Below are 14,732 nucleotides of genomic sequence, written 5' to 3'. Positions count from 1 at the left end.
CCGCTCCCTTACCATGCTATCGTTCGGCCGTCGTAGGAGCGGAAGCTCCCGGTGTCCGCCAGCGTCGCCCTGTCGATCAGAGCCTTGAGGCCCGCCGCGCTCTCCGCGACGTCCACGGCGGCCTCTTTGCCGCCCATATCGGTGCGCACCCAGCCGGGATGCAGCGAGATAACCGCGATGCCGTCGCGGCGAAAATCCTGCGCCAGCTTGACCGTCGCCATGTTCAGCGCCGCCTTGGAGCAGCGATAGGCGTAGTCGCCATCATCGTCGTCCAGCGTGCCTTCCGCCAGCGAGCCGGCGCGGCTGCCGATATTGACCAGCACCCTACGCGCGCCGGCAAGAAGATTTTCCCGCAGCGCCCGCGCGAGGAGCAGCGGGGCGAGCGTATTGACGCGCATTACATCGAGAAAATCGTCCGGCGACAGCGAGGCGAGCCCGCCCGTATCGCCGCGGATCGCCGCATTGTTGACGACGATATCGACCGGCACGCCCTTCAGCCGCTCGCCGAGGGCGGCGATGGAGGCGGCATCCGCGACGTCGAGCGGTTCGCCCGGCCCCTGCCGCGTGCAGGCGATGACGCGAAAGCCGTCCGCCGCATAGAGATCGGCCAGCGCCCGGCCAAGGCCGCGCGACGCACCGGTGACGAGCACCGTGCCCCTTGCCCTGTCAGCGATGCTTGACGTCATATTTCTTCTCGATGAGGCTGATGAGGCTTGCAGCGGCAAGTGTCAGCAGGATGTAGAGGATCGCCGCCGAATTGTAGGGCGCAAACGGCAGGAAGCTCGCCGACTGGAACTCGCGCATGCGCTGGGTGATATCGCGGATCGACAGGATGGAGAGGAGCGAGGTGTCCTTCAGGATCGCGATCAGCTCGTTGCCGAGCGGCGGGATGACGATGCGGAAGGCCTGCGGCAGGATGACGAGCCGCGCCGTCTGCCAGCGGTTGAGCCCGAGGCTGCCGGCCGCCTCGATCTGGCCGGCCGGGATGGCATTGATGCCGGAGCGGAAGATTTCCGCAAGATAGGCCGAATAGGCGAGCGCCATGGCGACGATGCCGCGCATCAGGTTCGGCGGATCGAAGACGCCGGCCGTCGCATCCTTCAGCGCGCCGGAGAGCGGCAGGCCGACATAGAGCACGATGACGAGCATGGGGATGCCGCGGATCGTGTCGACAACGAATTCCGAGCCGACGGAGAGCGGATGGCGGCGATGCAGGAAGCCGCCGAAGGTGAGGAGGCCGACGACGATGGCGATGACGGCGAAGGTGATGCCGCCTGCCCGGTCGCGGTCGTTCAGCGCCTCGACCTGCCAGAGGCGCGGCCAGCCGGCGGGAACGGCGGCGGCCGGCAGAAGCGCGCCGCTGACGTCCTCCTTTTTGCCGATCGCCTCGATGGCGAGATCGGGCGTGACGAAGGTGCGCACCGGCGTCTCGTTCTCCGGCCCGCCCTCGTACTGGCCGAAGCGCACGGCGCTGATCAGGCCGGACGGCGTGCCGGTGACGATGCCGACCTTGCCCTCCAGCGTGCCGGCGAGCACATAGGCATCGCGCGGCTGGAGCAGGAACCAGGCCGAGACGGCCGCAAGCATCACCGTCATGGCCGCGAAGAGAACGAGCGTCTGCCGCGCATAGCGCAGCTTGAGAAGCCCCACCCAGAGGAGGCCGAGCACCGCGGCCAGCAGATAGGCGGCGACCGCCGCGCGGATCGTCGTCGCAAGGCCCGAGGCGAAGGCGAGATGGGCAAAGAGGAAGACGAAGGCGAGGCCTGCGCCATTGACGAGGCCGAGGAGCCAGCGGCCGGCCCTAAGGGCGCGGCTTTCGGCCGGCACGGGCGCACGGCTGCCGGAAAAGAGCAGGCCGAGGCCGGCGAGAAGCAGCACGGCATAGGCCGGCCAGAGCCAGGCTTCGACGCCGCGCACCATGAGGTCGGCGCCCTCGGTCAGCTGGCGCGGCGTGACGCCCTTGACGACGAGCGTGGACTTGAACGGATCGACCCCGTTCGCGACCACCGAGGCGATGAAGGGATGGACGAGATCGCCGGCAAGGATCGCGGCCGTCGCCAGCACGCCGGCAAGGCCGGCGGCCAGCGTCAGGCGCGGGCGCGCCGTCTTGCCGCGCGAGAGCACAAGAACCGCAAAGCCTGCGGAAAAGGCGACGGCGAGCAGCAGGAAGCCCGGAACCAAGGCCCCCGAGCCCGGCTCGATGCCGAGGATGGCGCGCAGCGAGCGCTGGTAATCGCTCGAGGAGGCGAACAGGTAGACGATGAAGGGCAGCGCGGCGAGGATCACCAGGTTGCTGGGCCTCACGCTTCTGACGAACGACATTGCGGCGGCCTCCGGCTGCGCGATCGGGGAAGACGGCCGGGAGCGTCAGGCGCTCCCGGCGGGGGCATCCTACTTGAGGCCCCAGTACTTGGCGACGAGCTGGTCGAGCGTGCCGTCGTCCTTGATCGCCTTCAGGCCCTCGTTGAAGGCGGCGACATTCTCGTCACCCTTGCGGAAGACGAGGCCGATCGGGTCGGATTCGAGGTCCTTGATGGAGGCGACCAGCTCGCCGGCGAATTCGCGCTCGTAGGCGGCGGCGTTCGCGCCGTTGATCACGACGCCGTCGACGTCCTTGTTCTTGAGCGCGATGATGGCGGCGCTGAACGTGTCGTAGGCGACGACGTTCTCCTTGCCGACGACGCCTTCGGCGACCTGCGCGTCCGTCGTGTTGGCCTGGGCGGAGAGCTTGCGGCCTTCGGCCTTGAACGTGTCGAGCGTGATGCCCTGGTCCTCGGCGCGCGTCAGCACGGCCTGGCTGTTGACGATATAGGGATCGGAGAAATCCATCGCCTTCTTGCGCTCGTCGGTGATCGACACGCCCGAAGCCACGAGATCGAAGCTGCCCTGGTCGAGCGCGGCGAAGATGCCGTCCCAGCCGGTCGTCACGAACTCGGCCTGGCAGTTGATCTTGGCGCAGATCGCGTTCACCACGTCGACGTCGAAGCCGACGATCTGGCCGCTTGCCGGATCGACGCTCTCCATCGGCGGCGAGGTCGTGTCGGACCCGACCTTCAGGAGCTTGCCGCCGAGATCGGCGGCGTGGACACCACCGGCCGCGAAGACGGCCAGCGCAAGCGTTGCAACGAATTTCCTCATCTCTTCCTCCTCAACCGTCGGCGCCGCCCCTCCGGCGAACGCCCGACAAATCCTTGGGGCCGCGCAGGCGCCGCCCCATCCTCACGAAAACGGTAACAAGGAATAAAAACGTTTTCAAGAAAAAATATAAACGTTTTTATTTTGCATTGCACCACATAAGCGAAAGGGACGGCGTAGGCGGGCAGCACCGGAAGGAACAGCAAAAAAGGAAAGGCGGCGGCTGGAGCGGGTAGCGGGAATCGAACCCGCGCGTTCAGCTTGGGAAGCTGACAGGCTACCATTACATCATACCCGCAGGGCAGCGCCGAGGCCGCACTCATTCAACAGTTCGCGAGGCGTGTCAAGCGAGGCGGTCGTCGGAGCGTTCGATCAGCTTGGGCATGATCAGCGTCTGGAGCGCTTCGGGGGCCTCGCCCTCCATGCGGCGCAGGATGTAGCGGCCGAGCAGTTCGCTCGGCTCGTGGATCGGCAGGAAATAGGTGGTGATCGGCGGGGCGAAATACTGGCTGACGTTGAGGTCGTCGGTGGCGTTGATCACCGCGTCGCGGCCATGGACGAGGCCGCGGGCGTGGAAGCCGGAGAAGGCGCCGAGCGCGGAGGCTTCGTTGGCGCAGATATAGGCGGTCGGCGGGCTTGGCAGGGCGGACATGGAGAGGACGCACTCGCGCCCGAAGGCCGGCGTCAGGTGGCCGTGCGCGACGAGCGCCGGGTCGAAGGGAAGGCCGGCCGCCTCCAGAGCCGCGCGATAGGCATCGAGGCGGGTGAGCGCATAGCTGAGGTCCGCCATGGGATTGACGAGTGCGATGCGGCGATGGCCGCGCCCGGCAAGGCGGGCAACCGAATGGCGGATCATCTGCTCGTTGTCGGCATCGACATAGGCGTGCGGGGCGTTGCGGATCGTCGTTCCGTAGGTGACGAAGGGAAAATCCGCCTCCTGCATGATGCGCACGCGCGGATCGTCCGCCCTCGTGCCGGAAACGATGATGCCGTCGGCCTTCTTCAGGGAAACGATCTGGCGGATCGTCTCGAGGCTCTCCTCGAAGTTGCGCACGGCATAGAGCGAGACACGGTAGGGGCTCTCCTCCAGCGCCCAGGAGATGCCGCTGAGGAGCTGGGCATATTCCACGCCTTCCCATTCGTTCTGCCTCGGGCCGGGCGCGGTCATGATGGCGGCGACCTGATAGGTCTTGCCGGTGCGAAGCTGCACGCCGTGCATGTTGAGCTGGTAGCCGACGCGCTCGGCGGCGGCGACGACGATGGCGCGCGTTTCCGGCCGCACCTGCGGGCTGTCGTTCAGCGCCTTCGACACGGTGGCGATCGAAAGGCCCGTTTCCTGCGCGATGGTCTTGATCGTCGGTCTTGGCATTGAAAGCTCGTCCTTGCGCCGAAAGCGGCGCAGTTCCTCGTCCGCGCACAATAAAAACGTTTAACTTTAATGTAAAGCGCCGAGCGCCCGGCCTCAGCCGGCGCGGAAGTGCTTGGAGAGCTTGAGGCCCTGCGCCTGGTAGTTGGAACCGAGGCCGGAGCCGTAGAGGCCTTCGGGCGCGCCCAGCATATGCTCGTAGACGAGGCGGCCGACGATCTGGCCGTGCTCGAGGATGAAGGGCACTTCATGGCTGCGCACTTCCAGCACCGCGCGGCTGCCGGAGCCGCCGGCCGGCGCATGGCCGAAGCCGGGGTCGAAGAAGCCGGCGTAATGGACGCGGAACTCGCCGACGAGCGGATCGAAGGGCGTCATCTCGGCCGCATAGAGCGGCGGCACATGCACGGCCTCCCGCGAGACGAGGATGTAGAATTCATCCGGGTCGAGGATCAGTTCGTTGCGGCCGCGGCTGAACAGCGGCTCCCAGAAATCGAAGATATCGTGCTGGTTCTTGCGGTCGACGTCGACGACCGAGGTATGGTGCTTGCCGCGATAGCCGATGAGGCCATCCGGCCCGGTGCCCTTGAGGTCGATGGAGAGCGCGATGCCGCCGCCCGAAACGTTCGGCGTTTCGCTGGCGACGAGCGTGTCGGAGGCATGGAGCGCAACCAGTTCGCTTTCGCCCAGCAGCGCATTGCCCTTGCGGAAGCGGATCTGCGAGAGGCGCGAGCCGCGGCGCACGACGATGGGGAAGGTGCGCGGGGAGATTTCCAGATAGAGCGGGCCGCAATAGCCGGCCGGAATCTTGTCGAATTCCTGTGCGCGGTCGGTGATGACGCGGGTGAAGATATCGAGGCGGCCGGTGGAGCTCTTGGGGTTGGCCGAGGCGGCAAGCTCGGCGGGCAGGTCGAGGCTTTCCATCAGCGGCACGATATAGACGCAACCCGTCTCCAGCACCGCGCCCTCGGCAAGGTCGACGACGTGCAGCTTCAGCCGGTCGAGCTTGTCGGCGACGAGATGGGAGGGGCCCGGCAGGAAGCTGGCGCGCACGCGAAAAGCCTTCGCGCCGAGGCGCAGGTCGAGGCTTGCCGGCTGGATCTGGTCGGCATCGAGCGCGGCCTCGCTTTTCAGCCGGCCGGCCGTAAACAAGCCGCGAATGGCGTGATCCGCCAGAATGCCCGTGCTGCGCGCCGCAGAAGCCATGACCCTACCGTTTCCCGTATGAATGGCCCCGCACAAAACCAAATGCGGGCAATTGACGCAAGCGCGGGCGCGCAGTAAGAGCAAGGTTATCCCGTGGTGATTTGGCCGGCCGGCTTGCAGCCACGTAAAACAAATAGCTAAAAAGGCCGGGTATCGAACCGGCCTGCTTACGCGGCCGGTTTTTTTGTTTGAAGGCGACGATCACATGAGCAAGTCCTGGCGTCCGGCAACCCAACTCGTTCACGGCGGCACCACCCGCTCCCAGCACGGCGAAACCGCCGAGGCGATCTTCCTCACGCAGGGCTTCGTCTATGACAGCTCGGCGGCGGCCGAGGCCCGTTTCAAGGGCGAGACGGACGGCTTCATCTATGCCCGCTACGCCAGCCCGACCAACGACATGTTCGAAAAGCGCATGTGCCTTCTGGAAGGCGCCGAGGATGCGCGCGCCACCGCTTCCGGCATGGCCGCCGTCTCCGCGGCGATCCTCTGCCAGCTGAAGGCCGGCGACCACATCGTCGCCGCCCGCGCGCTCTTCGGCTCCTGCCGCTGGGTGGTCGAGACGCTGGCGCCGAAATACGGCATCGAATGCACGCTGGTGGACGGCCGCGACCTTGCCAACTGGGAAAAGGCGATCCGCAAGAACACCAAGGTCTTCTTCCTGGAAAGCCCGACCAACCCGACGCTGGAAGTGATCGACATCGCGGGCGTCGCCAGGCTCGCCAACCAGGTCGGCGCCAAGCTCGTCGTCGACAACGTCTTCGCGACCCCCCTCTTCCAGAAGCCGCTGGACCTCGGTGCCCATGTCGTCGTCTACTCGGCCACCAAGCATATCGACGGCCAGGGCCGGTGCCTCGGCGGCGTCGTCCTCTCCGACAAGGCGTGGATCGACGAGCACCTGCACGACTATTTCCGCCATACGGGCCCGGCCATGTCGCCCTTCAACGCCTGGACGCTGCTGAAGGGCATCGAGACGCTGCCGCTGCGCGTCAAGCAGCAGACGGAGAATGCGAGCCGCCTCGCCGACTTCCTCGCCGAGCAGAATGAGGTCGCCCAGGTGATCTATCCCGGCCGCAAGGACCATCCGCAGGCCGATATCATCGCCAAGCAGATGACCGGCGGCTCCACGCTCGTCTGCTTCGAGCTGAAGGGCGGCAAGGACGCGGCCTTCGCGCTGCAGGATGCGCTGGAGGTCGTGAAGATCTCCAACAACCTCGGCGACGCCAAGAGCCTCATCACCCACCCGGCCACCACGACGCACAAGAACCTGACGGACGAGGCGCGCGCCGAGCTCGGCCTTTCTTCCGGCACGCTGCGCTTTTCGGCCGGCATCGAGGACAGCGAGGACCTCATCGAGGACTTCGCCCGGGCGCTTTCGAAGATCAAGGCCTGAGCCGGCGCCATTAAGGTAAACGACAAGAAGGCATCGGCCGGGCGGCCGATGCCTTCTTTGCATATTCTTGACGGCGCCACATTCCTGTAGAATAGCGGAATATAATCAGTTCAAGGCTTGCCCATGTATCGTGCGCTGACCCGCGACATCGAAGTAACCGTAGAGCCCTACTACCTGGCCGATCAGTCCGACCCGGACGACAGCCGCTATGTCTGGGGATACCGGGTCGTCATCGCGAACCATTCGGACATCGCCGTGCGGCTGGTGACGCGCTACTGGAACATCACGGACCAGAACGGCCAGGTCGACGAGGTCAACGGGCCGGGCGTCATCGGCGAGCAGCCGGTGCTCCGCCCGGGCGATACCTACGAATATTCCTCCGGCTGCCCGCTCGAAACGCCCTCGGGCATCATGTTCGGGCGCTACCGGATGGAGGCGGAGAACGGCGAAGCCTTCGACGTCGCCATTCCCGCCTTCTCGCTGGATACGCCGGGGCAGGTGCGGGTTCTGAACTGAAACCGGGCAGGATTGCCCCTCATCCGGCCTGCCGGCCACCTTCTCCCCGCAAGCGGGGCGAAGGAACCGAGCCTTGCCGTTTTCCTCAAATCGCTATCGTGACTGAAGGGCAAAGCCTCGCATCCTCCCCTTCTCCCCGCCCGCGGGGAGAAGGTGGCGGCAGCCGGATGAGGGGTGCCCTTTTTACTGCGGCAGCACTTCCGCCGCCTCGAAGCGGTAGGTCGTCGAGCAGAATTCGCAGGTGATCGCGATCTCGCCCTTCTCGTCCGCCGTCTCCATGATCTCCTCGGGGCTGAGGCCGGAGAGGACGCCCTTCAGCTTTTCGCGCGAGCAGGAGCAGCGGTCGAAGACCTGCTGCGGCTGGTAGACGCGCACGCCCCGCTCGTGGAAGAGGCGGAACAGCAGCCGCTCCGTGCCGACATTCGGGTCCGTCAGTTCGTCCATGTCGATCGTCTCGACCATGGCTTTGGCTTCCGCCCAGTTGTCGTCGTCGGCGATCCTGTGGCCGGCCTCATCGCCGTCGCCGCCCGGAAGGTCGGCCTGGCGCATGCGCTCGGGAGACTGCGGCAGGAACTGCGCGACGATGCCGCCCGCCCGCCAGCGATGGCGCGCCTTGCCGGCCTCGTCGCGGTCGTAGAGCTCGGCGGCAGCGAGGCGCACCTTGGTCGGGATCTGCTCCGACTGGCGGAAATAGACGCCGGCGATCTCCTCCAGCGTATGGCCGTCGAGCGGCACGATGCCCTGGTAGCGCTGGGTGTGCGGGCCCTGGTCGATGGTGAAGGCGAGGACGCCGCTGCCGAGAAGCTCGTGCGGCTCGGCCCTGCCGGCGGCGACGGCGGCCTTCAGCGCCTCCTCGTCGAAGCGGGCATAGGCGCGCACATCCTCGGGCGCCGAGAAATCGGCGACCAGCAGGTCGACCGGGCCGTCGCCCTTGGTCTGCACGATCAGCTTGCCCTCGAACTTCAGCGAGGTGCCGAGGAGGACGGTGAGCGTGATGGCTTCCGCAAGCAGCCGCGCGACGGGCGCCGGGTAATCGTGCCGGCCGAGGATGCCGTCGAGCATGGGGCCGAGCTGCACGGCGCGCCCGCGCACGTCGAGGCCTTCCACCTGGAACGGCAGCACATGGTCGTCGCCGGCAAAGCCGGGCTCGCCGAGTTTCAGGGCATTTTCCGCCATCATCATTCTGCTCCTTGCACGCCGCGGCGGCGGCCGGCCCCGGGGCCGGCCGCGCACGACAGCGTCTAACCGTGATTTCGCGCTCCCGACGCCGATCATTTCATACCGGGCGGGCATGCGCCAGAGACGGCGCCTTCCGGCGCCTTGCGATGGCCCCTAGATCGGGTGCGGCTTTCAGCTTTTCAAGATGCCCCGTCAGACGGCGCCGAAGCACCAGGCGAGGATCGACTTCTGCGCGTGCAGGCGGTTTTCCGCCTCGTCGAAGACCACGGACTGCGGGCCGTCGATCACCTCGTCCGTCACCTCCTCGCCGCGATGGGCCGGCAGGCAATGCATGAAGAGCGCATCCTTGTCGGCGCGCGCCATGAGCTGCTTGTTGACCTGGTAGGGCTGGAAGATGTTGTGGCCGCGCGCGCGGTGCTCCTGGTTCATCGAGACCCAGGTGTCGGTGACGACGAGGTCGACGCCGTCGACCACCGCATCGGCATCGTGGCCGAGCAGGATGTTGCCGCCGTTGTCGCGCGCCCAGTTGAGGATCCTGTCGTCGGGCTCCGAGCCCATCGGCACGGCCATCTTCATCGTGTAGCCGAAGCGGGCGGAGCCCTCGACGAAGGAATGCAGCACGTTGTTGCCGTCGCCCGTCCAGGCGAAGGTCTTGCCCTTGGTGGAGCCGCGATGCTCCTCGAAGGTCATGATGTCGGCCATGATCTGGCAGGGATGCGTGAGGTCCGTCAGCGCGTTGATGACCGGCACGGTGGCGTGCTCGGCAAGCTCCAGCAGGCGCGAATGATCGGTCGTGCGGATCATGATGGCATCGACATAGCGCGAGAGGACCTTGGCCGTGTCGCCGATCGTCTCGGCGCGGCCGAGCTGCATTTCCGTGCCCGACAGGAACAGCGTCTCGCCGCCGAGCTGGCGCATGCCGACGTCGAAGGAAACGCGCGTGCGGGTGGAGGGCTTCTCGAAGATCATCGCGAGCATCTTGCCGGCGAGGGGCTTTGCTTCCGTGCCGGCCTTGTTGGCGGCCTTGCGCTTGTGCGCATCGTCCATGATGACGCGGAGATCGCTTTCCGAAACGGCGGAAAGGTCGAGAAAATGCTTTGCCATGATATGTCCTGTCTGTTCCGGTGCCCGGTCAGGCGGCCTTTGCCGCCGTCAGCTTTTCGGCGGCGCGCTCGATGCGTGCGAGGCCTTCGCGCGCTTCCTCCGCCGTCACGGTGAGCGGCGGCAGGAGGCGCAGCACGTTGTCGCCGGCCGGCACGCCGAGCAGCTTTTCCGCGCGCACGGCGGCAAGGAGCTCGGCGACGGGGATCTTCGACTTGATGCCGAGCATCAGGCCCTCGCCGCGCACGTCCTCGATGATCTCGGGGAAGCGGTCCTTCAAGGCCGCAAGGCCCTGGCGGAAGACGAGGGCGACGTCGCGCACATGCTCAAGGAAGCCTTCTTCCAGCACCACGTCCAGCACCGCGTTGCCGACGGCCATGGCGAGCGGGTTGCCGCCATAGGTGGAGCCGTGCGTGCCGGCGACCATGCCGGAGGCCGCCTCGCCCGTGGCAAGGCAGGCGCCCATGGGGAAGCCGCCGCCGATGCCCTTGGCGACCGCCATGATATCCGGCGTGACGCCCGACCATTCATGGGCGAAGAGGCGGCCGGTGCGGCCGACGCCGGACTGCACCTCGTCGAGGATCAGGAGGAGGCCGTATTCGTCGCAGAGGCCGCGCAGCTCCTGCAGGAACTCCTTAGGCACGGGGCGGATGCCGCCCTCGCCCTGCACCGGCTCGATGAGGATGGCCGCCGTCTCCTCGGTGATCGCGTCCTTGACGGCGGCGATGTCGCCGAAGGGGACCTTGAGGAAGCCGGGCGCCTTGGGGCCGAAGCCCTCGATATACTTCTCCTGCCCGCCGGCCGCGATGGTGGCGATGGTGCGGCCGTGGAAGGCGCCGTCGAAGGTGATGATGTGGAACTTGCCGGGATGGCCCTTGGCGAAATGGTAGCGCCGCGCCGTCTTGATCGCGCATTCCAGCGCCTCGGCGCCGGAATTGGTGAAGAACACCTTGTCGGCGAAGGTGGTCTCCGTCAGGCGGCGGCCGAGGCTTTCCTGGCCGGGCACCTCGTAGAGGTTCGACAGGTGCCAGACCTTGTCGGCCTGGTCCTTCAGCGCGGCGACGAGATGGGGATGGGCATGGCCGAGCGAGGTGACGGCGACGCCGGCGGCGAAATCGAGATATCGCTCTCCCTTTTCGTCGAACAGCCAGACGCCCTCCCCGCGCGTGAACCGGAGCGGTGCACGCAGATAGGTTTCATAGAGCGGCGCGGCATCGGCCATGGCGCGGTTCCTTCGAAAAGAGATGCGGAAAACGGGTCCTGGGCTTGACTTTTCCGGATACCGGAAAAATCAAAAGCCGCCTTTCGGCGGCATGCGGGCACTATCCGCATTTCGCCCGGGCCTGTCAACAAAATCGCGGCCTCAAACGGCGCTGAACCTCCCGCAAGGTGAGGATTCGCGGCGCATCGGGAGGTGTCGCTATCGAGTCACACCCGACCAGCAAGTTGGGGAAAACCTCGAAATCGATTCGCGCCGATTCCCGCGACTCTTGTCACGGAGTCCCCCGGTCTCTAGGTTAAAGACCAATTACTAGACTGCATGCGGCGGAACTAGTCACCAAAGAGTTGAAGGCGTTCAGGTCCCGGACCCGTCCGGGACGCGACGAGGGATTCCCGCATCGAACGCCGAGCGGAGACGAAAAGCATGAACTGGACAGACGAGCGGGTCGAGAAACTCAAGAAGCTCTGGAGCGAAGGCCTGAGCGCGAGCCAGATCGCCGCCCAACTCGGCGGCGTCAGCCGCAACGCGGTCATCGGCAAGGTGCACCGGCTGAACCTGCCGGGCCGCGCCAAGGCCGGCGGCACGCCGAGCGCCGCCCGCCCGAAGCGCCCGGCAGCGGCAACGCCCCGCCCCTCGGCCTTCCAGGCCCGTCCGGTCGCCGCCCGCGCCGCCGTCCGGCCCGCCGATACGGGTATCGCCAAGGAAGACGCCGACGCCGGCTTCGAGATCCGCAGCGAGCAGCTTCCCGTTCCGGCCAACGGCAACAACGGCGTGGTCGTGCCGATGTCGCGCCGGCTGGAGCTGACGCAGCTCACCGAGCGCACCTGCAAGTGGCCGATCGGCGATCCGCTCAACGACGACTTCCATTTCTGCGGCAACGAGTCCCCGGACAACTCGCCCTACTGCACCTACCACCAGCGCCTCGCCTACCAGCCCTCCGCCGAACGCCGGCGGATGCGCTGACAGGCACCGACGCGGAATGAGATGCGGGCCCGGAAGGGCCCGTTTTCGTTTGGGGCGTTCGGACGAAGGCAGCAGCGTTTTGCAGTCTTCCTACTTCCTCTCCATATCCCTACCGCCTCCCCTCCGCCCGGTCCGCATCCTGCGCCCTCTTCTCATCCCCGCTCCCTCTCCTCTCATCCCCGCTCCCTCTCGGTCGTCATCCTCGGGCTTGACCCGAGGATCCATGCCACAAACTCCGCTCATGCCGTGACGCGTGGATCCTCGGGTCAAGCCCGAGGATGACGACCGAGAGGGAGCAGCGAGCGGAGGAGCCCCTCAAACGCGAAACGGGCCCCGCAGGGCCCGCTTGCCTCCCCGAAACGAATGGCCCGCTCAGGCTTCCAGCGAATAGCCGGCGCCGCGGACGGTGCGGATGACGTCTTGCATGCCCGCGAAATTGAGGGCCTTGCGGAGGCGGCCGACATGGACGTCGACGGTGCGCTCGTCGACATAGATGTCGTGGCCCCAGACGCCGTCGAGGAGCTGGGAGCGCGAGAAGACGCGGCCGGGGGAGGTCATCAGGAATTCGAGAAGGCGGAATTCCGTAGGGCCGAGGCGCACCTCGCGGGTGCGACGATGGACGCGGTGGGTCTCGCGGTCGAGCTCGATGTCGCCGCAGCGCAGCACCGTCGAGACGACTTCGGGCTTGGCCCGGCGCAGCATGGCGCGCACGCGGGCGACGAGCTCGGGCGTCGAGAAGGGCTTGACCACATAGTCGTCCGCGCCGGTGGCAAGGCCGCGCACGCGCTCGCTCTCCTCGCCGCGCGCCGTCAGCATGATGATCGGCAGGCGCTCGGTCTCCGGCCGCTGGCGCAGGCGCCGGCAGAGTTCGATGCCGGAAACGCCCGGCAGCATCCAGTCGAGGATGAGGAGGTCCGGCATGCGCTCCTGCAGGCGCATCTCGGCCTCGTCGCCGGAAAGGATCGTATCGACCTCGAAGCCCTCGGCTTCGAGGTTGTAGCGCAGGAGGACGCTCAGCGCCTCCTCGTCTTCCACCACCGCGATTCTCGGCACCATGGGCGCGTCCCTTACTCGGAGGCTTCGGAAAGGTCGGCAGCGACCACCGACGTGGAAGTGTCGTCCTTCGGGCGCTCGCCCTCGGGCTGCGAGCCGGTCGCCATGTAGTAGATGGTCTCGGCGATGTTGGTCGCATGGTCGCCGATGCGCTCGATGTTCTTGGCGCAGAACAGGAGGTGCGTGCAGGGCGTGATGTTGCGCGGATCCTCCATCATGTAGGTGAGCAACTCGCGGAACAGCGAGGTGTAGATCGCGTCGATCTCGTCGTCGCGCTCGCGGATCGCCTTCGCCTTGTCGACCGAGCGGGTAGCGTAGACGTCGAGCACTTCCTTGAGCTGCATAAGGGCGAGCTCGGCGAGGTGCTCGAGACCGCGGGCGAGCGTGCGCGGCATGCCCGAGCTCTGCACGGCGATGACGCGCTTTGCGGTGTTCTTGCCGAGGTCGCCGACGCGTTCCAGCTCGGCGGCGATGCGGATGGCGCCCATGATCTCGCGCAGGTCCGCGGCCATCGGCTGGCGTTTGGCGATGGTGACGATCGCCTTCTCGTTGATCTGCCGCTCGGCATTGTCGAGGATGATATCCTCGGAAATGACCTTCTGGGCCAGCGCCGCATCCGTGGTGACGAGGGCGCGGACGGAATCGGCGACCATCTGCTCGGCGGTGCCGCCCATCTCGGAGATACGGCGGGAGAGGTATTTCAGTTCTTCGTCATAGGCGGAGACGATATGGGAGGGGGCCATGGTTCTGTCCTTGATGCGCGCGGGTTCGGGGGAGCTTGGGCGTCAGCCGAAGCGGCCCATGATGTAGTCCTGCGTGCGCTGGTCGTCCGGGTTGGTGAACATCTTGTCGGTGTCGTTCTCCTCGACGAGGTTGCCGAGGTGGAACATGGCGGTGCGCTGCGAGACGCGGGCCGCCTGCTGCATCGAATGCGTCACGATGACGATGGTGAAATTGGCGCGCAGCTCGTGGATCAGTTCCTCCACCTTGGCGGTGGCAATGGGGTCGAGCGCCGAGCAGGGCTCGTCCATCAGGATGACCTCGGGGCTGACGGCGACGGCTCTGGCGATGCACAGGCGCTGCTGCTGGCCACCGGAAAGGCCCGTGCCGCTTTCCTGCAGGCGGTCCTTCACCTCGTTCCACAGGCCCGCCTTCTGCAGGCTCTGCTCGACGATGGCGTCCATGTCGGCCTTGGCTTTCGCAAGGCCGTGGATGCGCGGGCCATAGGCGACGTTCTCGTAGATCGATTTCGGGAACGGGTTCGGCTTCTGGAAGACCATGCCGACGCGGGCGCGCAGCTCGACCACGTCGATTGCCGGGTCGTAGATGTCGTCACCGTCGAGCGTGATGCGGCCGGTGACACGGCAGCCGTCGATCGTGTCGTTCATGCGGTTGAGCGTGCGCAGGAACGTCGACTTGCCGCAGCCGGACGGGCCGATGAGGGCCGTCACGGTGTTTTCGCGTACATCGAGATTGACGTCGTAAAGGGCGCGCTTCTCGCCGTAATAGACCGAAACGTCCCTGCCGATCATCTTGTAGGAAATGTCGTTCATTTTTCCGTCCAGCGCTTTCTCGACTGCGGCTTCTGACATGATGTTCATCTG

At 66.4% G+C, this 14,732-nt stretch carries 14 protein-coding genes, 1 tRNA gene and 1 riboswitch; of the genes, 3 read left to right on the top strand and 12 right to left on the bottom strand.

All coding sequences use genetic code 11. The annotated features are described in order from the left end of the window. Positions 1–8: 8 nt before the first annotated feature. The 6 genes from ACZ5TO_RS00570 to ACZ5TO_RS00545 all read right to left on the bottom strand — a co-directional run bounded on the left by ACZ5TO_RS00570 (position 9) and on the right by ACZ5TO_RS00545 (position 5,704). Entirely contained in the window at positions 9–650 is a 642-nt protein-coding gene (locus tag ACZ5TO_RS00570) for an SDR family oxidoreductase (protein ID WP_464800432.1), read from the bottom strand. Between the two features lie 16 nt (positions 651–666). Further along, positions 667–2,322: an amino acid ABC transporter permease gene (locus tag ACZ5TO_RS00565; RefSeq protein ID WP_464799172.1), complete on the bottom strand. Its 1,656-nt coding sequence runs from the start codon at positions 2,320–2,322 to the stop codon at positions 667–669. 69 nt (positions 2,323–2,391) lie between these two features. Further along, positions 2,392–3,138 (bottom strand): transporter substrate-binding domain-containing protein, encoded by a 747-nt coding sequence (locus tag ACZ5TO_RS00560; protein ID WP_464799171.1) that lies wholly within the window; start codon positions 3,136–3,138, stop codon positions 2,392–2,394. 221 nt (positions 3,139–3,359) lie between these two features. Continuing rightward, positions 3,360–3,433, bottom strand: a tRNA-Gly gene (locus tag ACZ5TO_RS00555). Between the two features lie 45 nt (positions 3,434–3,478). After that, positions 3,479–4,504: a LacI family DNA-binding transcriptional regulator gene (locus tag ACZ5TO_RS00550; RefSeq protein WP_464799170.1), complete on the bottom strand. Its 1,026-nt coding sequence runs from the start codon at positions 4,502–4,504 to the stop codon at positions 3,479–3,481. 93 nt (positions 4,505–4,597) lie between these two features. Then, entirely contained in the window at positions 4,598–5,704 is a 1,107-nt protein-coding gene (locus ACZ5TO_RS00545; protein ID WP_184145562.1) for a 2'-deoxycytidine 5'-triphosphate deaminase, read from the bottom strand. Between the two features lie 83 nt (positions 5,705–5,787). Further along, positions 5,788–5,866, top strand: a riboswitch (SAM riboswitch). A 43-nt stretch (positions 5,867–5,909) separates the two neighbouring features. Here ACZ5TO_RS00545 and ACZ5TO_RS00540 point away from each other — a divergent pair. Further along, positions 5,910–7,094 (top strand): O-succinylhomoserine sulfhydrylase, encoded by a 1,185-nt coding sequence (locus ACZ5TO_RS00540; RefSeq protein ID WP_464799169.1) that lies wholly within the window; start codon positions 5,910–5,912, stop codon positions 7,092–7,094. 123 nt (positions 7,095–7,217) lie between these two features. Beyond that, entirely contained in the window at positions 7,218–7,610 is a 393-nt protein-coding gene (gene apaG, locus ACZ5TO_RS00535) for a Co2+/Mg2+ efflux protein ApaG (RefSeq protein WP_184145564.1), read from the top strand. Between the two features lie 183 nt (positions 7,611–7,793). Here apaG and ACZ5TO_RS00530 read toward each other — a convergent pair whose 3' ends face one another. The 3 genes from ACZ5TO_RS00530 to ACZ5TO_RS00520 form a co-directional block, all read right to left on the bottom strand. Beyond that, positions 7,794–8,786, bottom strand: coding sequence for an Hsp33 family molecular chaperone (locus tag ACZ5TO_RS00530; protein WP_464799168.1), 993 nt, complete (start codon positions 8,784–8,786; stop codon positions 7,794–7,796). A 195-nt stretch (positions 8,787–8,981) separates the two neighbouring features. Continuing rightward, on the bottom strand, positions 8,982–9,893 hold the full coding sequence (gene argF, locus ACZ5TO_RS00525; protein WP_464799167.1) for an ornithine carbamoyltransferase: 912 nt from the start codon (positions 9,891–9,893) through the stop codon (positions 8,982–8,984). A gap of 28 nt (positions 9,894–9,921) precedes the next feature. Further along, positions 9,922–11,112 (bottom strand): acetylornithine transaminase, encoded by a 1,191-nt coding sequence (locus ACZ5TO_RS00520; protein WP_464799166.1) that lies wholly within the window; start codon positions 11,110–11,112, stop codon positions 9,922–9,924. A 423-nt stretch (positions 11,113–11,535) separates the two neighbouring features. Here ACZ5TO_RS00520 and ACZ5TO_RS00515 point away from each other — a divergent pair, with 423 nt between their 5' ends. Beyond that, a complete protein-coding gene (locus ACZ5TO_RS00515; RefSeq protein ID WP_184145568.1) occupies positions 11,536–12,075 on the top strand; it encodes a GcrA family cell cycle regulator in 540 nt (179 codons plus the stop codon). Positions 12,076–12,447: 372 nt separating this feature from the next. Here the strand turns inward: ACZ5TO_RS00515 and phoB are convergent, their stop codons facing one another. The 3 genes from phoB to pstB are packed head-to-tail and all read right to left on the bottom strand — an operon-like array spanning position 12,448 to position 14,729. After that, entirely contained in the window at positions 12,448–13,131 is a 684-nt protein-coding gene (gene phoB, locus ACZ5TO_RS00510) for a phosphate regulon transcriptional regulator PhoB (protein WP_184145680.1), read from the bottom strand. An 11-nt stretch (positions 13,132–13,142) separates the two neighbouring features. Next, complete coding sequence (phoU, locus tag ACZ5TO_RS00505) at positions 13,143–13,871, bottom strand: phosphate signaling complex protein PhoU (protein WP_464799165.1); 729 nt, start codon at positions 13,869–13,871, stop codon at positions 13,143–13,145. 42 nt (positions 13,872–13,913) lie between these two features. Beyond that, positions 13,914–14,729 (bottom strand): phosphate ABC transporter ATP-binding protein PstB, encoded by an 816-nt coding sequence (pstB, locus tag ACZ5TO_RS00500; protein ID WP_184145682.1) that lies wholly within the window; start codon positions 14,727–14,729, stop codon positions 13,914–13,916. Between the last annotated feature and the right edge of the window lie 3 nt (positions 14,730–14,732).

The sequence above is a fragment of the Shinella sp. Sh6 genome, from assembly GCF_055392685.1.
Note: the sequence above shows the minus strand (reverse complement) of the source record. Positions and strands in the feature narration are given on the sequence as shown.